Here is an 18,279-nt window from a genome sequence, read left to right on the forward strand (position 1 = left end):
GCAGGACTCCAACCTGTCGAAGTGCCACGAGGACCGGTCGTCATGCGAGGGCGTCGTCGTCGAGCGCTCGTGCGGCTTCGACGGGTGCGTAGGCAGCGAGCGCGGTCACGAGGCGGCGGATCCCGTTCAGGGTAGTGACGGGAAGACGGGCGAAGCGGGCTACGTCGAGTTCGTTGGCGATGGTGAGCACGGCGAAGTCGGCGAGGTCGGCCTCATGGATCGGTGTGCTGTCGCCGGTGAAGCGATCACGCACGGGAAGCGGTTGGTGCCCGAGGTTGCGGTAGGTCTGGGATCGGTCACAAGCGCCATAGAGGTAGACGAGCGACTCGGCCTCGGGCCCGATGACGCGTTCGAGCCGTCGCCGCTCCGTCGCCGCCAGCAGCGCGTGCGGGAACCCGTCGGTGCCATAGGTCGCGTGGCAGATGGCGGCCAGTTGGATGCGTGGCGTGGCGGACCATTCGACGGTCAGACCGTGCACCCTGTGCAGGTGGGCAAGCAGCGTTCCGCCCGGGTGGTCGAGCCGGTCGGCGCCCAGAGAGCGTTGCAGCGCGAAGGCGCGACGGGTGGTCGTCTCGGTGTCGAGCCACGTCGACGCGTGGTCCGCGACGAGGTGTGCGAGTTCCTCGGGAGCATCACGAGCTACCAGGTGACCTGCGGCAGGCACCCGGGAGACCGTGACCGCGGGGTTGGCGGCGCGGAAGCGCTCCACCTCAGCGTCGCGGAGCGGTGAGCTCGGCCCGCCACGGACCAGCAGAATCGGCAGGTCGATCTTCGTGGCTGTCGCCAGAAGCTCGGGACCGCGTTCGAGGATGTCCTCGACGATCTCGGCGCGGTCGTGGCGGAGGCCGCGGCCGTCGAGCCAGGCGCGGACCCGAGCGGGATCGGGGTCGGGTACGACGTCGACGAGCACCAACCCGGCAACGTGACGTGCCGTGCGCGGGTTGGCGAGGGAGGCGATAGCGGCCAGTCCGCCCAGGGAAGCGCCGACCACCACGACCGGTGCCGGCTCACGGCGGATCATCGCGGTCACGTCCTCCGCGATCGCCCGCAGCGTCGTTGCCCGTCCCGAGCTGTCGCCGTGACCGCGCAGGTCGAAGGTCACGCTCCGGAGCCCGCACAGGGTGAGCGCCGCCGCGACCGGCGTCCAGACACCGCGATGTTCGCCGCCGGCGTGGAGCAGGAGGACGGTCGGACCGGTGCCGGTGGCCGTGCCTCGCAGCGTTGCGCCTCCTCGGGCGAGGGTGACGTCGGTCATCGCCGGTTGAAGCGCGAGGCTCGCTGTCGAGCCGTGAGGTCAACCATGGGCACAGCCGCGCTCCCTCCACCTTGAGCTGTCAAGGTACGATACGACCCACTGCTTTGACTGGTCAAGGTAAGGTCGAAGGTCATGGCGACACGTCGAACACGCAGACCGCCCGAGGAGGCTCGCCGCCTTATCCTCGACGCCGCAGCAGCGCTGCTCGCCGAGGGAGGCGTCGCAGCGGTCCAGGTCCGTGCCGTCGCCGCCCGGGTCGGCATGACGGACGCCGGCGTCACACACCACTTCCAGAGCCGCGACAACCTGCTGCGCGAACTGCTTCGACACGGTGGACGACAACTGAAAGCCGCCGTGCAGGACGTCCTCTCGTCGTGGCTGGACCGGGGCGCAGACCTCCTGGAACTCGTCGAGTCACTCGCCAACCTCTACCGGCAGGGCTACGGCGAGCTGGCGGTCGCTCTGCATGCCGCGGGCTGGCGCGAGCATGGCAGCGGGATGCTGACCCCTGTGGTCGAAGCCCTCCACCGGCTGCGGCCATCCGCGGCTTCGATCGAGGACACGCAGCTCGCGGTCGCGGCCCTCCACCAAGCGATGGCGATAGACCCCCTCTACGGGAGCGCCTTCCGCCGCAGCGCCGGCCTCACCGGCGTCACAGCGAGCACCCCGACCGCTCACCTGCGCTGGTGGACGCGGCAACTCCAACTCGCACTCCAACTCGAACCGTCCGCGCTTTGACCTGACCGGTGACTGGTCATGGCCTGTGGTCGCTCATCTCGGCCTGCGTTCGCTTGGGGCCGTCGGAGAGCTTGAGCCAGACGACGCCGACGATGATCACGGTGAGCCAGAATGCCTTGACCGGGGTGAGGGTCTCGCCGAAGAAGACGGGACCGAGTACTGCGGCTCCGACGGCGCCGATGCCGGCCCAGACGGCGTAGCCGATGCCGACGTCGATGGTGCGTAGGGCGACGCTGAGGGCAAAGAGCGCCAGAAGGAAGAACACGACCGAGACGAGCGACCAGGAGAGCACGGTGAAGCCTTGGCTGCCTCCGACGCCGAGGGCGTAGCCGACCTCGAAGGCTCCGCGAGGAGGAGTACGAGCCATGCTCGTGCCCGGTCGCTACGGGTGGTGGCGTTCGTGTGGGTGGTGGCGGTTTCGCTGGTCATGTGGGTTCCTTCCGCAGGGTCGATTTCGGCGAGATGGCGTGGTGCGGGGTTGGCGTCCTGGGTCATCACGCTGCTCCGCTGAGTTGGAGGCCGACGACTCCGGCGATGACGGCGGCGATGCCGAGAAGCTTGCGCCAGTCGAGACGTTGGCCGAAGAAGGGAGCGCCGAGGACGACGATCCCGACGCCGGCGACGGAGGTCCAGATCGCGTAGCCGACGCCGACGTCGAAGGTCAGCAGCGCCAGGTTGAGGAGGTAGGTGGCGATGCCACCGCTGACCAGCGTGGCAGTGGTCCAGGCGGGTCGGGTGAAACCCTGCGCCTTGCCGGCGGAGATGGCGACGGCGATCTCGAAGACGACGGCGATGCCGAGGTAGAGCCAGTGCATGGCGGGTGTCCTTTGTCGGGGTGGGTTACGAGTGGGTGGTGAAGTCGGAGCGGTACCGGGTGAAAGGGACCAGGCCTCGCTCCATGGCGTCGGCCATCAGTGCCCCCGGATCCGGGTCGTGTCTGCGGTCATGCGGATGCTTCGTGCCGGGCTCGGCGGATCACTACTTCGGTGGCGACGCCCTCCAGGGTGGGCCCCTCGATCGTGAAACTTCACGCCGGTGTCAACTGCAAGGATGGGAGCCGGCGGGCAGCCTTGGGAGGTCTCATGCGCATCGGTGAGCTAGCGGATGCCAGCGGCGTCAGCACCCGGCCCCTGCGGTACTACGAGGAGCACGGGCTTATCCGCTCCGAGCGCACCCCCGGCGGGTGGCGCGCCTTCGACAGCTCCATGGTCGAGCGGGTCGTGATGATCCAGCACCTGTTCGCCGCCGGACTGAGCAGCGCCACCGTCAACGAACTGCTCCCGTGCCTGGAGGCCCCGCCCGACGAGCACACAGGCGTCATGGAGCAGTTGCTCGCCCAGGAAGTCGAGCGTCTCGAAGCCAAGCGACGTGACATCGATCGCGAGATCGACACTCTGCAGGCGCTCCGCAGCGAGACGGCCTTGGCCGGTGAGATCCTGTGATGCACGACACGGCTCAGCAGCCGCACGAAGCATCCTGACCTGGGGGAACTCAGCTTCAGGCGGAGGCGTCCACCCTGGTGACGAACGCGGAGGCCGAGCTCGCGCGAATTTAGGAACGATCGTTCTTGACTGATCGTTCCCGAATTGTCTACGGTTGCCGCATGGGCCGACCGAGGGGATTCGACGAAGCCGAAGTGGTGCGAGCCGCGGCAGCGCTGTTCGCGGAGCGGGCGTACGACGGGGTCTCCGTGGACGACCTGGTCAGCCGCCTCGGTGTGCATCGCAACAGCCTGTACAAGACCTTCGGCAGCAAGCAGGGCCTGTACCTGGCCGCGCTGCGCCGACTCCTGGACGACGATGTCCGTCCGCTCGCCGAGGCCCTCACCGAGGCGGACGGGCCGGCACAGGCCGCGCGCCTGGTGGCGGAGGCGGGGCTGGACCTGCTGCTGCTGGCGGCGGTCGAGCGCGCGCCCTCGGACACTGGGGTCGCCGCGCTGGTCGGCGAGGCACTGGAGGTCCTCGACCGGGCGCTCGGCGCGGTCCTGCCCACCTCGGACGCCACGGAGACCGGCGCGTTCACCTCGGCGCTGCTCGGGCTGCGCCTGCGCGCACGGGCCACCGACTCCGCCACCGAACCCGGTTCCGCCGCGTTGGCGCGGCGGTTCGACACCTGATGAAGGAGCACCACATGGCACGGATCGAGATCGACGGCGGCGACCTGGTCGTGACGATCGAAGGGCTGGACAAGCTCTGGGCGCTCAAGAGCCGCCTGACCGTCCCTCTGACCAACGTCCGCGGCGCCACCGTCGACCCCGGCATCGTCAAGGAACCCAAGGGAATCCGGGCCCCCGGAGCACACCTGCCCGGCGTGATCACCGCAGGCACCTTCCACCGCGACGGAGAACGTGTCTTCTGGGACGTCCACGACGCCGCCAAGGCCATCGTCATCGAACTGGCCGACGAGCGGTACGCCCGCCTGGTCGTCGAAGTCGAAGACCCTCGCACCGCCGTCGCACTCATCGAGAACGCCCTGCACCGCTCCTGACCCGTGTTCGACGCCCTCCTCGGACGGGCGCACGGCACCGGTGGCCACCCCCCGGCGTGGGTTCCGCGCCGGGGGCCCGTCCACCCGAACGAGCCTTCCCGAACCAACGTCGTGTCGGCCGGCCCGGAGTAGCTGGTACGGGAGTCTCATGACGCTACCCGAGACGCACCACCGCACGATCGTGGTGGTCGACATCGCCGACTACACCAACCCCGCCCGCACCGCCGCGCACCAGGCCGCCGCGCACGACGGCCTGCAACGGATCCTCGGCTCGGCCTTCTCCGACGCCGGTGTGGAACTCGGGCAGTGCTTCACCGAGAACCGGGGCGACGGCGCGTTGATCCTGGTCCCGTCCGAGGTCTCCAAGAGCGCGTTCGCCAATCGGCTGCCGGACGGGCTGCTCCGCGCCCTGCACCGGCACAACGCCGTGCACTCCGCCCGAGCCGCGATCAGACTCCGGGTCGCGTTGCACGCCGGCGAGGTGCGGCTCAACAGCAGGGGTGCGGTGAGCCCCGCCATCAGCTTCGCGTTCCGCATCCTCGACGCCGAGGCCGCGCGGCTGGTGTTGAAGCGCGGCGACACGCCGTTGTCGCTGGTCGTCTCCGACTCGTTCTTCCACGACGTGGTCGAGCAGGACCCGGCCGCCGCCCCGGAGGAGTACCAGCAGATCCCGGTGCGCGTGAAGCGCACCTCCACCCACGCCTGGCTGCGGGTTCCCCGACTGCCCGCTCCCGTCGGGGAATCCGCGTCGCGGCGGAAGTCCCCCGTGCGGCCGCCGATTCGCCGGCGCATCTCGCCGCCCCGCTTCGCCGTGCACGCGTTGTCCGCCTTCGGCGTCGCGGTCGCGGCCACCGCGGTCGTGGACGTCCTGCTGGACACGGCGGCCAGGCAGTCGTGGGCGGCGATGGCCGTGCCCGCCGTGGTGGGGCTGGCGTGGGGCCTGCGGAAGGGAGCGCGTCCGGTCGGTGTCCGCAGGGACTTCCGACACCCGGCAACCGCGGTCCGGGTGGTGGTCGGCGACCTGTTCGACCAGCCGGGGCACATCGTCGTGGGCTTCGCCGACACCTTCGCCACCGACACCACCGACGACCTGGTGATCAGCCGGCGGAGCGTCCAGGGCCAACTGCTGGACCGCCGGTACGCGGGCCGCGTGGACCGCCTGGACCGCGACCTGGCCGAGGCGCTGGACTCGGCCGAGCCGCAGGCGGCGGTCGCCAGGGCGGACAAGCGCCTGGGCAAGCTCGTCCGCTACCCGATCGGCACGGTGGCGGTGCTGCCCGCCGACGACGGCCGGGTGTTCTGCCCGGCGTACAGCACGATGGGCGACGACCTGGTGGCGCACTCGACCGTCGACATGCTCTGGACGAGCCTCGGCCGGCTGTGGGCGACGCTCGCCGAGCACGCCTGCCGACCGGCCAGCGGCTCTACGCACCACCCGGTCGGGCTACGTGGCACGAGAGCATCTGAGGCCCCTGGATGTGCCCTGCCCGTCGGCCACTCGTGGGGCCGCGTGCCCGGCGTGACGCTGCTCGGCGATGCCGCACACCTGATGTCACCGTTCGCCGGCGAAGGCGCCAACCTCGCCATGTACGACAGGTCCGGGCTCGCCTTGGCCATCGCCGCCCACCCCGACGACGTCGAAACCGCGCTCGCCGCCTACTAGGCCGAACTCTTCCCCTGTTCCGAGGACACCGCAGCCGAAACCGCGCGCAGCTTGGAAATGCTGTTCAACGAGCACTCGCCCGGGCCGCTCCTGAAGGCGTTCAGCCGGATCGGCCAACCGACACCCTGACCGTCGAACTCCGCCCGAACGACTGCACCTCCGGACCTCGATCGGTCGAACGACGATGGTGACGATCGGGCCGTGTTGGAGCATGCGGCGATGGGACCACAGCAACAAGCCGAACCCACCTCACCGTTTCGAGTCACGAGTCGGTCGTCGCCCCGTATGCACCGCTGTCCCCGGCTGCTTTTGCCCGCCTCCAGCGGGCGGTGGGCAACGCCGCCGTCCAACGGATGCCGTAGTCCAACGCACCGGCCTGACCACCCCGGACGAGGGGCACCGACGAGTGCTTGACGCCCTGGACTCCGCCATGCCTGAGGAACGTGTGGAGATCGCCACGGCGTTGTGCGCCGCGAGGGGTGACCCGGCGATCGTCGACCTGCCCGCACGGCTGGTGGTCGCGGGCACGGTGACGGCGGTCGCACGTGCCGACGTCCCGGCTCTGCTCGAAGCGGCGCGGAGTCGTCCGGTCGGCGCGGAGCGGTCCGGGGTCGACGCCGACGCGGAAGCACCACCGGAGCCGTCGGTGCCACGGTCCAGGACCGTGCCGCCGGCGCTGTTCATGCTGCCTGATCGCGTGCTGCACGACCGGGTTTCCCGCCGCTTCCCGCTGGGCCACCACGCACTGAACTTCACCGTCGCCAGCGCATCGCTGTCCCTCGGCTCCGGTTGGACCATCGGCGCGGAGGTCACCGGTCACGTGGGCGGCACGCTCAACGCCGATGCCGAGTTCGGGCCCGTGATGGTGCGCGAACTCAGGTTAGTCGGCCGGAGCGGGCACGCCGAACTGCACGTCGCGGCACGTGCCCGCCTGCGCCTGGTGCTGTCCGGTGGCCTCCGGGGCAGCCTGCACTTCCCGGGTGTCGACGACGTGATCGGCGTGGCGGGCCGGATCACGGGGTGTCGGTGAGCTTTTCGGCGCAGTCGGCGTCCGACCGACGTCGTCAACGCACGACGAGCGCATCGCACACGAGGTGGAGCGGTTCCACCAGGCTTTTCGCGCCATCGCCGCCCTGGGAACCGACGACCGTGTGGTCCACGGCATCGCGCGGTTCCTCGTCGAGGTGTCCAACCGCATCGAGAACGAGATCAACAGCGAGGACGGCCAATCGAGCGGGCCTGCTTACGCCGCCGAGGTGCTCGGAGGCGCCACACAAGCCCAGACTCCGGCCATGCGACTCATCCTCGACATCACGGCGCTCGCGGTGCAGTGGGACATGTCGCCGGACAAGGCCGACGTGCTGTGGTCTCAGATGGTGGGAGCCGCCGACGATGGTCAGCGCGAGGGCATGATGGCCCACAGGACGATGTAAATCAGGATCTGCGGGCCGGGAAGCAGGCAGGACAGCACGAACAGGAGCCGGACCGCGCCAGGCTTCATACCCCATCGCTGGGCCAGACCGGCGCAGACGCCGGCGATCCTGCGGTTGTCGCGTGGCCTGCTCAGTGCGCTGGTCGTCATGCGTTTCGACGAACCAGGCGGCTTTAACTACTCCAACCGGGCGTATCTTCGGAGTTCTTTGTCATCGAGGCAAGCGTGTCTCGTCACCTCGGCATCCAGCCCCTTCCGATGTCGAGGACCGCGTCATGACGGTGTCCGCCCTGCCACGCCCGACTACGCTCGCCGAGTGGATCGCCGCGACCATCCCACCGGGCATCCCGGCCCTGGACGCCGCTCCGGTGGAGAGTCTGCGGTTCTTGTTCTACGGTCGCGCTTCCACCCGTAAGCACCAGGACCCGCGCACCTCGCGGGCGTGGCAGTTGGATGTCTCGCGCAGGGTCACCACGGAGCACGGCGCGATCGTGGGAGAGTACTTCGAGGTGGGGTGTCCCGTCAGGTGCCGTGGCATCTGCGGCCTCGGGCGGCGGCGATGCTGCGGTACATCGCGGCGAACGCGGATCGGATCGACGCGGTGGTGGTCGGCGAGTACGAGCGTGCGTTCCTCGACGGCGCCCAGGTGCGGGAGCTGCGGGCGGTGCTGGAGCGGTTCGGGGTGCAGCTGTGGCTGCCGGAGGCCGAGGGGCCTGTGGACTTCGACAACCCCGCGCACGAGGCGTTGCTGTCGCTGCTCGCGGCGCGCTCGCAGACGGAGGTGCTGCGCTCCCGGCACCGGGTCGTCACGGCCATGCGGATGCAGACCGTCGAGCAGGGGCGCTACCTCGGTGGCAGGCCGCCCTACGGCTACCGGCTCGTCGACGCCGGGCCGCATCCGAACCGGGCGTTGGCGCGGCGCGGCGTTCGGCAGCAGCGGCTCGTGCCGAACCCGGCCACGGCACCCGTGGTGAAGCTGATCTTCTCGTTACGCCTGGCGGGGCACAGCGCCGCGGGCATCGCCCGTCACCTCAACGAGCAGGCCGTGCCCAGCCCGTCGGGTGTGGACACGGAACGCGACAGGGCTCGGGTGGACCCCGAGTGGTCGCTGCGCACGGTGGTGGAGATCCTGGGCAATCCCCGCTACACCGGCCGCCAGGTGTGGAACCGCACCAGCGCCGACCGCGCCACCCGCTCGCCGAGCGGCCGACGGACCAGCGTCCGCAACGAGCAGCACGCCTGGGCGATCTCGACCCGCATCGCCCACCCGCCGCTGGTGTCCGAACAGGACTTCGTCACCGCCCAGACCATCCAAGCCGCCCGGCACAGCACCGGCCAGGCCGCCGACGCTGATGGTGGCGAGTGCGTCTACCTGTTGGCGGGCCGGCTTCAATGCGGATTGTGCGGGCGGAAGATGGACTCGCACCGCTCCCACAGCCGGGCCGCCTACCGCTCCCACAGCCGGGCCGCCTACCGCTGCCGCCACGGTCACACCAGCGCCCGCACCCGACCGGAGAGTGCACCCGGCAACCTGTACTTGCGCGAGGACCACCTACTCCCCCGCATCGCCGCACACCTCACCACCACGGGCATCACCGACAACCCCGACGCCGAGCAGACCGCACGACTGGCCGACGAACTCGGGCTCGTCTTCCGCTGCGACGCCACCCGCGTCGAACTCCTCGACCGCGGCACCACCACGTCAGCGCGCACACCACGCAGACGCCTTGCCCAGCAGCCCAGCAACGACACGCTCCGGAACGGAGACAACCAACTCCTGCTGTCCCTGACCTACGCGACAGCCAAGGAGACGGACCGGCCCGACACACCCGCGGACCGGGATGACGCACCAGCCAGCGAAATCCACTCTGCGCGACAGCCTCTCCGGCCGCCGCCCCGCCCGCAACGCCCTGCGGTGCCACAGCGACGACGACGGCAGAGCAGGCTGCACGCGGCTATCGCCGCCAGGCGGTCGCGAGACACCTGCCGGGCCGGGCGAGACGACCGCCCGCCGAGCGGGCTCCATGACAACCACAGTCAACAGGAGCTGGCACGAAGAGCCGGGCGTCGCCCGCTGCTCCTACCCGCACGCCAGCAGACACCCCACGGCCAGCGGTCGACGGGTAGGCTCGGAGCAGCGTCGGGAAACACCAAGCCCCGCGAGCCTTCCAGGTGACCTGGAGATATCTCGCGGGGCAAATTATGTGTCCGAAGACTATTCACCCAGGTAGTTCTGCGGAACGATTCATGGCAGCAGTAGAATTCCATGACCAAGCCGGTGTTACCTGAAATTATTGTGCGGATGAACCCCAAAGGCCCGACACTAAGATTCCATCCAAAGTTTCGAACCTGCCAAGGAGCCTTATTCATAATGGCTGCCATCCGAGTCGGTAGAATTCCAGGGCGGTGATGACGCGGATGATGGTGGGGAGTTCCGCGAGGCGGCCTCGGTAGCCGGTTTTGAGTATCTTCCAGTTTTTGAGGTGGGCGATGGCGCGTTCGACGGGGGCGCGGAGGGCGGATATCTCGCGGTTGCATTCGAGGTCGCCGGGTGAGTGTTCGCCGCCGCCGTAGTTGCGGCGGCGGGGTGTGACGACGGTGGTGCCGCGGTAGGCGAGGTCGCCGATGGCGTCGGTGAGGTGGGTTTCCCAGCCGGTGTGGGCCAGGGCGGTGCGGTCGTGCAGCGAGCCGCGTTGCGGCGGGGACACCGCCAGGAGGGTTCCGCCGAGGTCGGCGAGGACCTGGACGTTGACGCCGACCCTGCGGTGTTTGCCGGAGAAGTGGTCCTGGCGGCCGGCGCGGTCGCCGATCGGAATCAGGGTGCCGTCGACCAGTACGGCCCGGCCGCGCAGGATCTCGGGGACGGGCGGGATGTGCAGGCACAGGGCCTGGCCCACCAGTGGAGTGAGTCTGCGGTGGATGCGGGAGACCGTCGGTTGGCTGACCCCCACCAGATCGGCCAGGGTGGCCTGGTCGAGATTGGACCGCAGCAGGATCAGGGTGACCACGACCGACCGGTACAGGCCGAGTGCGGGAGGCCGTCCCCGTCGTCGTTCCGGCGGCAGGATCTGTCGGATCCTGGCGACCAACTCCTGGATCTGGTCCGGGTCGAGCCCGGTAGTAGACTCGTAGTGCAACAGCCCCGCCGTGGATCGGTTTCCGTGAGAAGAAGCGATCCTAACCGGTCGGGGCTGTTGTCTATTCCACGGGTGGGCAACACTTTTGAATAAGGCTCAAGGTCACCGATGCTCACAACCGACCGCTCTCTTGCGTCAACTCCACGCGCCTAGGAGGGTTCTGCGAGGCGACGCAGAGCAGACCGCAAGACGAAGAGGGCACGCTGACAGAGCCTCTGACGCGATCCGGTGTCAGTGGCATGCCCAGCAGCTCGCTAGAGTAGTGTGCACTCCTAACATGACCGCAAAAACGACAGAGATGACGAAAGAAGAGAAGCCATGCAAGGGTTCACTCAGGAAAGAGCAATCAGACTTTTCAGTCGAGTCTAATCACGTGCCGTCCGCACGTGCAATCGAACCAACACAAGGAGGTCACGCAATGACCGATGACAACGAGCACAGACAAGTTCGAGATGGTGCAAATATTGCAGATAATTTTGGAGCGTACCAGACAGCTTCGAAAGATGACTATCACAGGGTTCTTGCGAGTGGCCTAGTAGTGCTCGACACGAGCTGCCTGCTCAGCTTATATTTGTATACACCGCAGACCCGCAGGGACTTTATTGGCACCTTCTCCGCTATAGGACCCAATCTCTGGATTCCCCACGAGGCTATGCAAGAGTTTTGGGAAAATAGAGAGCACATCGTTGAGGAAGCAACGAAGCTGTCGCAGAGAACTTCAGATTCCCTGCGTAGCCTAGAAATCAAAATGCTCATGGAAATGCAGACCTGGGGACGCCGCGTATCGCTGTCAACCGACCAACTAGACTCTCTTGAGAATATACTCTCGCGAGCGGTCGAAGAAGTACAGCAAAAGATACTTAGTACTGGCACCCGAAATGACCTGAGCGAAGCGCGAGATACAACACGCGATCCCGTGCTACGAGAATTGATGGGTGCACTAGAGAAAAACGTAGGGCCACCACTGTCGCAAAGCGAACTTGAAAACGCAATTCAAGAAGGTCAGCGCAGGCTTGCGAATAAAATTCCTCCAGGATACATGGATAGGAATAAGGCGGATCGATCAGCATCCGGCGACTACATCAAGTGGGAACAAACACTCAGAGAAGCTGAACTGCGTTCGCGCGACGTTCTCCTAATTACTGCCGATGCAAAAGAAGACTGGTGGAGGAGATCAAGAGGCAGACTATTGGGTCCACGACCGGAACTCTTCGAAGAGTTGGCAGAAAGAACTGGCAAAAAGCTCTTCATGGCACGTCCAGATACGTTCCTGCGACTCGCAAGCAATCTATTCTCCCTACCTGTGACGTTCGCTTCTGTCGACAACGTGCTGACTGTGGAAGGTTCGGAGGTGAACATTGACCGACGGCCCGAAACACACGATATACACGCTCGAGCACAATTGATTGCAATGGCATACTCAGAATACCTTTCGAAGCGCGGAATCGAAACGAAACCAGCTACACAGGACCAATACGGCTCCTTTACTGCCAACATAAATGGGGCGTGTTACTTCTTCAAGTTCCGATCCGCCGCCACAGTCCTACGAGTCGACATGCTCGGTTCGATAAGTCAAGCAGCACAACAGGAGGGGGCAGAGGAGGGCGTGATTCTTTCCGATGCCATCCCCAATCCGATAACACTCGCCATCCTCGAACGAAATGGCGTGGCCGCTATATGGCGCGCCGCCGATAAATCTTGGTCTGGCAACGCCTACGCTGATCAAAAGGGCCTCACCGCCTCCTCGTAAGAGCTCTCATGTCAACGAACCGACTGGAATGCGATGCCCATCACTCCGGAATCTCGCTCATCAGAAGTTGTCGGAAAGATCATCGCAAATTGCTTCATATGCGATGATCCCGGCGAATTGTCAGTATACGGCTTCATTGCGATTAACCAGCCCGATATCGGACACGAGAACGTCCGCTACACCTTGTCACAATGCACCAGATGCGGGGACGTAGCACTTCTTCAGCAGAAAATTTCACCGCAACGATTCGATGGTTGGTCCACACCCGAAAGGGTGTGGCCATGGGAAGAGGGGTATCTGAATAACTTCATACCCTCGGCAATCCGAAACGAGATGACACAAGCTCGGAATTGCTTCAAGCATCAAGCATATACTGCCGCCGTAGTCATGGTCCGCAGAACACTCGAGGGAGTCTGCGCAGATCACTCAATCAACGAGAGGACTCTTATCTCGTCCCTCCGAAAAATGGAGGAGAGAAAGATCATCGATGGCCAATTGGTGGAATGGACCACGGAGCTTCGAACTTTAGGAAATACAGCAGCCCACTACACCGGCGAAGCTTTGACTAAGCAGGATGCACAGGATGCGCTTGCACTCGCCGAGGCATTACTAGACTATGTCTACTTCTACTCCAGGAAGTTTGCAGACTTCAAACAACGTCGACAATCGAACTCCGACGGAGTTGCTTCAGACGAGAACCTGCCATAAAAGCGCCCCTGGGATGCTTGTGCAGACTGTAGCGATTTCCAGGAGCTCAGGCATTCACGAATGCTCCACTTTAGACAGCTCAGCAAGTCGCCCGATGTCGTTTCATGTCAGGTTTTTGTCGTTGACTTACCTGTGACGACTTCCCCAGACTCCTCATTACGCATTCAGTCCGATCGAGGTGGTGGTGGAGATGTGGAGCGCTTTGAGCGTCGACGTAGGCGGGATTGTGTTGTTCCTGGTCTGGTTGGTGTTGCCTCCGCTCTACGTCGTCGCGCTTGGTCGGCGGTATGTGCGGCAGTGCGTGGAGAGCGCTGCGGCGGCGGTGTGGGCGCAGCAGGAGGTTCTGGCTGTGCTTGAGGGGCCGTCGTCTGTTGGTCGGCATCGTCTGGAAGGAACATGATTGGCATGGCGGCTGTGACGACTTTGGCGGAGTCCGGGGACGGCGTGACCGAGGAAGAGGCCGCAGAGGCGCGGTGCGGTGCGGGAGATCTCGGCTCTGAGCCGTATGACCCGGACATGTTGGACATGGTGGTGGCGTCGGCTCCCAGCGTGTTCGCCGTGGTGGAGTACGAGGTGAAGAACCCGGAGATCGCTCGGGTGATGGGGTTCGGGATTTCTGCTGACGAGTGGGTGCACGTGGTGTCGGTGGACGGGAAGGCGTGCGGCACGTTCGGGACGACGGAGGAAGCGCTCAAGCCCTACGGCAAGTCGGACGAGGTGGCGGTGCGGGTCGTGTGGGTGTCGCCTGCCTTGGCGCTCCGGAAGATGCTCATGGGGTAGCGCCCCCTCGGCAGTGAGTGGGACGGGACGGCTGTGGGCGGCGCATCTCTGGATGTCCCGCCCACAGCCGTTTTGTGTCCGTTGGGACGGGGTTGCGGGCACGCGTCCCGGTGTCCCATGGGCGGTTTGCTCTGGTCAGTGCGGGTTTGGGAGGTGTCCCGCGATAGTGGTAGGTGGGACACGCGGGACGGCTGCGGGGACGCCTGGTTGATCTCTATGGGCATGGCTTGGAATCAAGTAGGCGTGGGCATGTCAGACTGAAATCAAGAGATGGTCAGCGCTCAGTCAGCTCTGATCTTGGTCCGACGTGATGGGAGGCGGGGCTATGCGGACGCCTCGCACGGTGCTTGAGCAGAAGATTCGTGAGCGGCGGATGACCTTGGAGGAGTTTGCCGAGTACGCCGAGACGTTCGCTCGTGAGCGCGGTGAACCGGGCACGTTGGGGCTGCGGCACCTTCAGCGCCTGGTGGCTGGGCGGAAGTCGTCCGGGGAGCCGGTAAGGCCGGTTCGGCAGGTGACTGCTCGGCTGCTGGAGAGCATTTTTGAGGTCGGCATTGAGGAGCTGTTGGCCGTGCCTTCGCCGGACGCTGGTCTGGTGAGGGTCGCGACTGCTGAGCCGCCTGTCCGCGCGGACGTCGAGTTCGCGGCGGCGCTTGACTGGCTGGACGATCGGGCCGGGTGGTCGGCTGGCACGAGTCGCGCTGAGGTCCGGTCTGGACTGTCCGGGTTGGAGCCTGGTGCCTTGCTCGATCGGCGCGCGACGCGGGGCAGGGTTGGGCGTCGGCAGCTTGTGCGGACGCTGGCCCACTACTACCGCGATGGGGTGGAAGGGTACGACACCTACCGGGTTCGCTTCGGCGGTCAGGGCCTCATGACCACGATCTTCGGTGCACCGGAGTGGTGGGCTGAGGTTCGACCGCTGGCGGACGGTAGCGAGCGGATGAAGTTGTTGCGGGACAAGGAGACTGCGCGGCCTGAGCTGGGGGGTGCGATGGCTCACGCGGCGGCTTCGAAGCTTGCCGAGTCGGCCGCGCTTGGGGTGCGGGTGGCGAACCTTCCGCTGTACCGGTTGTTGGAGATCGAGCAGGGCGATCCGCTGGTGGGCACGGTGGGGTTGGTGCCGTTCGTTGAGTACGCGCTGACCGCTGATCTGCTTGAGGGTGAGCTGGTCGACGCGGTGAGCCGGCATCACGGCGGCTTGCCGTTGCGGGATGAGTACCTGCCGGACCTGGAGGCCGTGCTCGACTTGCCGGCGCGTACGTGTGCGGGTGGCGTGCTGGCTCTGTGTGCCATCGCGCGGCCACGTGATCGTTTCCGGGGTGAGCCTGACTATGCGTTGCTGGTGCAGGAGCGGTCTGGGCATGTGCTCAATGCGGCTGGGCGGCTGGCGGTCATCCCGAAGGGATTTCACCAGCCGCTCAACGATGTCCGGGGTGATGTGCCGGTGAGCGCGACGCTGCTTCGGGAGATGGAAGAGGAGCTGTTCGGGCGCGCGGAGGTGGATACCACCACCGGGGAGAGCCGGGCCGCTTCGCCGATGCATCCGGGGCGGTGGTCAGCGCCGATGCGATGGCTTGCCGAAGAGCCTGGCCGAATGCGGATGGAGTGCACCGGGTTCGGGTTCAACCTGGTGAGTGGGAACTATGAGTTCGCCAGTTTGGTCGTCATCGAGGATGAGGAGTTCTGGCCACGGTTTGGCGGTCAGGTTGAGGCGAACTGGGAAGCGGCTGGGTTGCAGCTCTATTCGAGCCTTGACGGCGAGCTGGTTGAGGATCTGGTGGCGCGCGAGTCTTGGAGCAACGAAGGGTTGTTCGCGTTGCTCCAAGGACTTCGGCGGCTTCGGGAGATCGGTGGGAAGCGGGTGGACTTGCCGGCCGTTGAGCTGTCAGGTCTGTGATGGCCACCGGACGGTCATGACCGTGGAGTCGGCCAAGGCTTCCCACGAGTGGTCGACGCCTGGACCCCACATGATGTAGTCGCCGGGGCGCGTCATGGTGGAGTTGCCCTCGGTGGTGTCTACGCGGAAGTGGCCCTGCACAAGGAGAACCAGGGTGGTCCGTTGGTCGTCTGCCGTCCAGTCCGGGCGCTTGTCACCGGCTGGGTGGTTGGCCCACTTGACCTCTACGTCCTTCTGAGAGCGGATGCCCTGGGACGGGTCGATGAAGTGGCCTACCAGCCAGCCGCGCGTGTCGCTGCCGTCCTCGGTGGCGTTTCCGGCCTGCCAGTTGGCGGTCACTTGATCTCCCATTCGATGGTTGGCAGGTTGACGCGGTTTCCGCCGATCTCGCGTAGTCGGCGGAGACCTTGCATCAGCGCGAACAGCCCTTCGTTGCTCCACGCTACGTCGTTGGCGAGTTCTTCCAGCAGCTCCCTGTCCAGGCTGGAGTACTGGCGCAGGTTCGAGGACTCCCAGTTGGCCCGCACCTGACCGCCGTAGCGGGTCCAGAACTCCTCGTCTTCGATGACGATCAGGCTGGCGAACTCGAAGTTGCCGCTCACGAGGTTGAGGCCGAAGCCGGTGCACTCCATGCGTAGGCGGCCGGGGCCGGACATGAGCCAGCGCATCGGCTCGGACAGGCGGCTGGGGTGCATGGGATCGGCGTGGCGCTGCTCCCCCACCGTGTTGTCGATGTCTTCGCGGCCGAACAGTTCCTCTTCCATCTCACGGCGGAGCGTTGCGCCGATCTGTGCGTCAGCGCGGAAGTCCGTGAGTGGTTGGTGGAAGCCTTTCGGGATGACTGCCAACCGGCGCGCGGCGTTGATCACGTGGCCGGAGCGTTCCTGCACCAGCAGGAGGTAGTCCGCTTCGCCTCGGAAGGGGTCGGCCGGGCGTGCGATGGCCGTCAGGGCGAGGGCGCCGCCGGCGCACATTCGGTCGGACACGTTGAGGGCGCCGGCGAGGTCCGGTAGGTAGGCGTCGCGCAGGGGCAGCGTTCCGCGGGAAGTCGGTTGGCCGGTGGTGAGCGCATCGACCAGCTCGCCTTCGAGCAGGTCCATCGTCACCACGTACCCCACAAAGCTCGTCACGCCAACGGAACTCGCGATCGCGTGCTTGCGCACGCCTACGTCCAGTAGCCGGAACAGGGGCATGTTGACCATGCGGTTGCCCAGTGCCAGCGTCTCGGCCAACCGCTGAGCGGCACGCCCGGCGGTCTCCTCGTCCATCGCTGGATCATCGTCCGGGGTTACGCCCGTGAGCTTGAGGCGGTCGTGGCTGGGGAGCAGTGGGCAGTCGAGGTCCAGCCAGTCTCGGTGGGTCAGGACTGTGGTGGACGCTTCGACGGTGCCGAACCGGGCCGTGTAGCGGCCGTGGTCGTCGGTGGGTTCGCCGTAGTAGTCGGCAAGTGCTCGGGCTGAGTCGCGCTGGTTGATCCGGCCACGTCGGACGCCTCGGTCGTATAGTGCTCCGACATCCAGGCGCACGAGCCGTGCAGCCACTTCTCGGCGGGCGGTTCCCGGCTCCCAGTGGGCGTGTTCGTCGAGCCAGTCCAGAGCGGCGACGATGGACGTGTCTCCGCTCAACCGTGCCTCTGCGTCGGCCGCCGCACCTTCCGGGAGGTCCAGGGCCGGTCCGGTAACGAGTGCGGCGAACCGGGCCTTGACCGCTGGGTCCGCTCGGTCCAGTGCCGTGTCCAAGAGCTGTTGCATCTCCGACTTCGGCCGTAGGTCCGGCTTCTGGTGCCAGGACGCGACTGTGCGGACACCGATGCCCAAGTGTTCGGCGAACGTCTCATTGGTGAGGCGCAAAGCGGCTTGGAGGGCGGACGCGGTTCGGCCGGTCCAGCCGTCGTTCAAGCTCATCTCGTCGCTACCCCCGCGCGCGATATGCATTGAACCTGCACTGGTTGTGCATCGGTGGTGCATGGGTTCCGGCCGCTAATCGCAGTGGAATTAGCGGCATGGGAAACAAGCGGTCTAACCAGCGGAAACGCATTGGGCTACCGGCGTTCGCGGACATGTTCGATCACTGTCGAGAGGTCCGACTTGAGGTCGTCCAAGCGTTCGGTGATCTCGCTCAGGCGTTGCTCGACACTGTCCAAACGGGACCAGAGGCTGTCTGCGGGGTCCGCCACCGGTTCGTCTGCTTCGGGTGGCCTTCGGCCGTGCAGCACGGCATCGAGGTGTTGCGGGTGCCAGCCGAGCGCTGTCGAGAGGGACTCCAGGGTTCGAGGGCTGCGACGACGCTCAACGGTGTGGTGCTGGACTTCGCGGACGATGGCTTGGGAGACGTGCGAACGTTCCGCAAGCTCCCGTTGACGCCAGCCCAGCTCGTTCACTCGCTGGTTGATGGCCTTGGCGACTGCCGCCCAGTCCTCCGACACGTATTCC

The 18,279-nt window shown here is 66.1% G+C and carries 19 protein-coding genes and 2 pseudogenes; 13 read left to right on the plus strand and 8 right to left on the minus strand.

What is annotated here, in order from left to right; translation table 11 throughout:
• Positions 1 to 40 precede the first annotated feature (40 nt).
• Entirely contained in the window at positions 41 to 1,255 is a 1,215-nt protein-coding gene (locus ACQPZF_RS26895; RefSeq protein ID WP_433261463.1) for an alpha/beta fold hydrolase, read from the minus strand.
• Positions 1,256 to 1,387: 132 nt separating this feature from the next.
• On the opposite strand from ACQPZF_RS26895, the gene ACQPZF_RS26900 reads away from it, so the two are divergent.
• Complete coding sequence (locus tag ACQPZF_RS26900; protein WP_433261465.1) at positions 1,388 to 1,993, plus strand: TetR family transcriptional regulator; 606 nt, start codon at positions 1,388 to 1,390, stop codon at positions 1,991 to 1,993.
• Positions 1,994 to 2,009: 16 nt separating this feature from the next.
• Here ACQPZF_RS26900 and ACQPZF_RS26905 read toward each other — a convergent pair whose 3' ends face one another.
• Together ACQPZF_RS26905 and ACQPZF_RS26910 are read right to left on the minus strand one after the other, a co-directional pair.
• On the minus strand, positions 2,010 to 2,360 hold the full coding sequence (locus ACQPZF_RS26905) for a DMT family transporter (protein WP_433261467.1): 351 nt from the start codon (positions 2,358 to 2,360) through the stop codon (positions 2,010 to 2,012).
• 127 nt (positions 2,361 to 2,487) lie between these two features.
• On the minus strand, positions 2,488 to 2,808 hold the full coding sequence (locus tag ACQPZF_RS26910; RefSeq protein WP_433261469.1) for a DMT family transporter: 321 nt from the start codon (positions 2,806 to 2,808) through the stop codon (positions 2,488 to 2,490).
• A 267-nt stretch (positions 2,809 to 3,075) separates the two neighbouring features.
• Between ACQPZF_RS26910 and ACQPZF_RS26915 the strand changes: the two genes are divergently transcribed.
• The 7 genes and pseudogenes from ACQPZF_RS26915 to ACQPZF_RS26945 all read left to right on the plus strand — a co-directional run bounded on the left by ACQPZF_RS26915 (position 3,076) and on the right by ACQPZF_RS26945 (position 7,576).
• Complete coding sequence (locus ACQPZF_RS26915) at positions 3,076 to 3,435, plus strand: MerR family transcriptional regulator (protein ID WP_433261471.1); 360 nt, start codon at positions 3,076 to 3,078, stop codon at positions 3,433 to 3,435.
• A gap of 161 nt (positions 3,436 to 3,596) precedes the next feature.
• Positions 3,597 to 4,109 carry a TetR family transcriptional regulator gene (locus tag ACQPZF_RS26920; RefSeq protein ID WP_433261473.1) on the plus strand — a complete coding sequence of 171 codons (513 nt, stop codon included), beginning with the start codon at positions 3,597 to 3,599 and terminating at the stop codon, positions 4,107 to 4,109.
• A gap of 14 nt (positions 4,110 to 4,123) precedes the next feature.
• On the plus strand, positions 4,124 to 4,480 hold the full coding sequence (locus tag ACQPZF_RS26925; protein WP_433261475.1) for a hypothetical protein: 357 nt from the start codon (positions 4,124 to 4,126) through the stop codon (positions 4,478 to 4,480).
• A 904-nt stretch (positions 4,481 to 5,384) separates the two neighbouring features.
• Positions 5,385 to 5,873: pseudogene (locus ACQPZF_RS26930) on the plus strand (macro domain-containing protein); the annotation flags it as partial.
• Between the two features lie 87 nt (positions 5,874 to 5,960).
• Positions 5,961 to 6,272, plus strand: a pseudogene (locus ACQPZF_RS26935) (FAD-dependent oxidoreductase); the annotation flags it as partial.
• A 301-nt stretch (positions 6,273 to 6,573) separates the two neighbouring features.
• On the plus strand, positions 6,574 to 7,173 hold the full coding sequence (locus tag ACQPZF_RS26940; protein WP_433261477.1) for a hypothetical protein: 600 nt from the start codon (positions 6,574 to 6,576) through the stop codon (positions 7,171 to 7,173).
• 64 nt (positions 7,174 to 7,237) lie between these two features.
• Positions 7,238 to 7,576, plus strand: a complete 339-nt coding sequence (locus ACQPZF_RS26945; RefSeq protein WP_433261479.1) for a hypothetical protein — start codon at positions 7,238 to 7,240, stop codon at positions 7,574 to 7,576.
• Here the strand turns inward: ACQPZF_RS26945 and ACQPZF_RS26950 are convergent.
• Entirely contained in the window at positions 7,540 to 7,725 is a 186-nt protein-coding gene (locus ACQPZF_RS26950) for a PspC domain-containing protein (protein ID WP_433261481.1), read from the minus strand. The genes ACQPZF_RS26945 and ACQPZF_RS26950 overlap by 37 nt on opposite strands.
• A gap of 364 nt (positions 7,726 to 8,089) precedes the next feature.
• Between ACQPZF_RS26950 and ACQPZF_RS26955 the strand changes: the two genes are divergently transcribed.
• Positions 8,090 to 9,751 (plus strand): recombinase family protein, encoded by a 1,662-nt coding sequence (locus ACQPZF_RS26955; RefSeq protein WP_433261483.1) that lies wholly within the window; start codon positions 8,090 to 8,092, stop codon positions 9,749 to 9,751.
• Between the two features lie 190 nt (positions 9,752 to 9,941).
• Here the strand turns inward: ACQPZF_RS26955 and ACQPZF_RS26960 are convergent, their stop codons facing one another.
• Positions 9,942 to 10,712, minus strand: a complete 771-nt coding sequence (locus ACQPZF_RS26960; RefSeq protein WP_433261485.1) for a transposase family protein — start codon at positions 10,710 to 10,712, stop codon at positions 9,942 to 9,944.
• Between the two features lie 418 nt (positions 10,713 to 11,130).
• On the opposite strand from ACQPZF_RS26960, the gene ACQPZF_RS26965 reads away from it, so the two are divergent.
• The 4 genes from ACQPZF_RS26965 (at position 11,131) to ACQPZF_RS26980 (ending at position 15,847) form a co-directional block, all read left to right on the plus strand.
• Positions 11,131 to 12,462 (plus strand): PIN-like domain-containing protein, encoded by a 1,332-nt coding sequence (locus tag ACQPZF_RS26965; protein WP_433261487.1) that lies wholly within the window; start codon positions 11,131 to 11,133, stop codon positions 12,460 to 12,462.
• Between the two features lie 33 nt (positions 12,463 to 12,495).
• Positions 12,496 to 13,170, plus strand: a complete 675-nt coding sequence (locus tag ACQPZF_RS26970) for a DUF4145 domain-containing protein (protein WP_433261489.1) — start codon at positions 12,496 to 12,498, stop codon at positions 13,168 to 13,170.
• Between the two features lie 405 nt (positions 13,171 to 13,575).
• Entirely contained in the window at positions 13,576 to 13,950 is a 375-nt protein-coding gene (locus ACQPZF_RS26975; protein ID WP_433261491.1) for a hypothetical protein, read from the plus strand.
• A 343-nt stretch (positions 13,951 to 14,293) separates the two neighbouring features.
• Entirely contained in the window at positions 14,294 to 15,847 is a 1,554-nt protein-coding gene (locus ACQPZF_RS26980) for a transcriptional regulator (protein ID WP_433261493.1), read from the plus strand.
• On the opposite strand, the gene ACQPZF_RS26985 is transcribed toward ACQPZF_RS26980, so the two are convergent.
• The 3 genes from ACQPZF_RS26985 to ACQPZF_RS26995 form a co-directional block, all read right to left on the minus strand.
• Positions 15,836 to 16,186 (minus strand): signal peptidase I, encoded by a 351-nt coding sequence (locus ACQPZF_RS26985; RefSeq protein ID WP_433261495.1) that lies wholly within the window; start codon positions 16,184 to 16,186, stop codon positions 15,836 to 15,838. The two genes, ACQPZF_RS26980 and ACQPZF_RS26985, sit on opposite strands and share 12 nt — an antisense overlap.
• Positions 16,183 to 17,751, minus strand: a complete 1,569-nt coding sequence (locus ACQPZF_RS26990) for a transcriptional regulator (RefSeq protein ID WP_433261497.1) — start codon at positions 17,749 to 17,751, stop codon at positions 16,183 to 16,185. Before ACQPZF_RS26990 ends, ACQPZF_RS26985 begins: the two co-directional genes overlap by 4 nt.
• Before the next feature lie 137 nt (positions 17,752 to 17,888).
• A complete protein-coding gene (locus tag ACQPZF_RS26995) occupies positions 17,889 to 18,272 on the minus strand; it encodes a helix-turn-helix domain-containing protein (RefSeq protein ID WP_433261499.1) in 384 nt (127 codons plus the stop codon).
• Between the last annotated feature and the right edge of the window lie 7 nt (positions 18,273 to 18,279).

The organism is Actinosynnema sp. CS-041913, assembly GCF_050942485.1.
In the GTDB taxonomy this organism is placed as follows: domain Bacteria; phylum Actinomycetota; class Actinomycetes; order Mycobacteriales; family Pseudonocardiaceae; genus Actinosynnema.

What these genes read in the sequence shown, in the direction of transcription:
- ACQPZF_RS26895 (WP_433261463.1), bottom strand. Translation starts at nt 1,255, where the DNA reads ATGACCGACGTCACCCTCGCCCGAGGAGGCGCAACGCTGCGAGGCACG.
- ACQPZF_RS26940 (WP_433261477.1), top strand. Translation starts at nt 6,574, where the DNA reads ATGCCTGAGGAACGTGTGGAGATCGCCACGGCGTTGTGCGCCGCGAGG.
- ACQPZF_RS26925 (WP_433261475.1), top strand. Translation starts at nt 4,124, where the DNA reads ATGGCACGGATCGAGATCGACGGCGGCGACCTGGTCGTGACGATCGAA.
- ACQPZF_RS26990 (WP_433261497.1), bottom strand. Translation starts at nt 17,751, where the DNA reads ATGAGCTTGAACGACGGCTGGACCGGCCGAACCGCGTCCGCCCTCCAA.
- ACQPZF_RS26970 (WP_433261489.1), top strand. Translation starts at nt 12,496, where the DNA reads ATGCCCATCACTCCGGAATCTCGCTCATCAGAAGTTGTCGGAAAGATC.
- ACQPZF_RS26900 (WP_433261465.1), top strand. Translation starts at nt 1,388, where the DNA reads ATGGCGACACGTCGAACACGCAGACCGCCCGAGGAGGCTCGCCGCCTT.
- ACQPZF_RS26905 (WP_433261467.1), bottom strand. Translation starts at nt 2,360, where the DNA reads ATGGCTCGTACTCCTCCTCGCGGAGCCTTCGAGGTCGGCTACGCCCTC.
- ACQPZF_RS26915 (WP_433261471.1), top strand. Translation starts at nt 3,076, where the DNA reads ATGCGCATCGGTGAGCTAGCGGATGCCAGCGGCGTCAGCACCCGGCCC.
- ACQPZF_RS26950 (WP_433261481.1), bottom strand. Translation starts at nt 7,725, where the DNA reads ATGACGACCAGCGCACTGAGCAGGCCACGCGACAACCGCAGGATCGCC.
- ACQPZF_RS26965 (WP_433261487.1), top strand. Translation starts at nt 11,131, where the DNA reads ATGACCGATGACAACGAGCACAGACAAGTTCGAGATGGTGCAAATATT.
- ACQPZF_RS26910 (WP_433261469.1), bottom strand. Translation starts at nt 2,808, where the DNA reads ATGCACTGGCTCTACCTCGGCATCGCCGTCGTCTTCGAGATCGCCGTC.
- ACQPZF_RS26975 (WP_433261491.1), top strand. Translation starts at nt 13,576, where the DNA reads ATGGCGGCTGTGACGACTTTGGCGGAGTCCGGGGACGGCGTGACCGAG.
- ACQPZF_RS26920 (WP_433261473.1), top strand. Translation starts at nt 3,597, where the DNA reads ATGGGCCGACCGAGGGGATTCGACGAAGCCGAAGTGGTGCGAGCCGCG.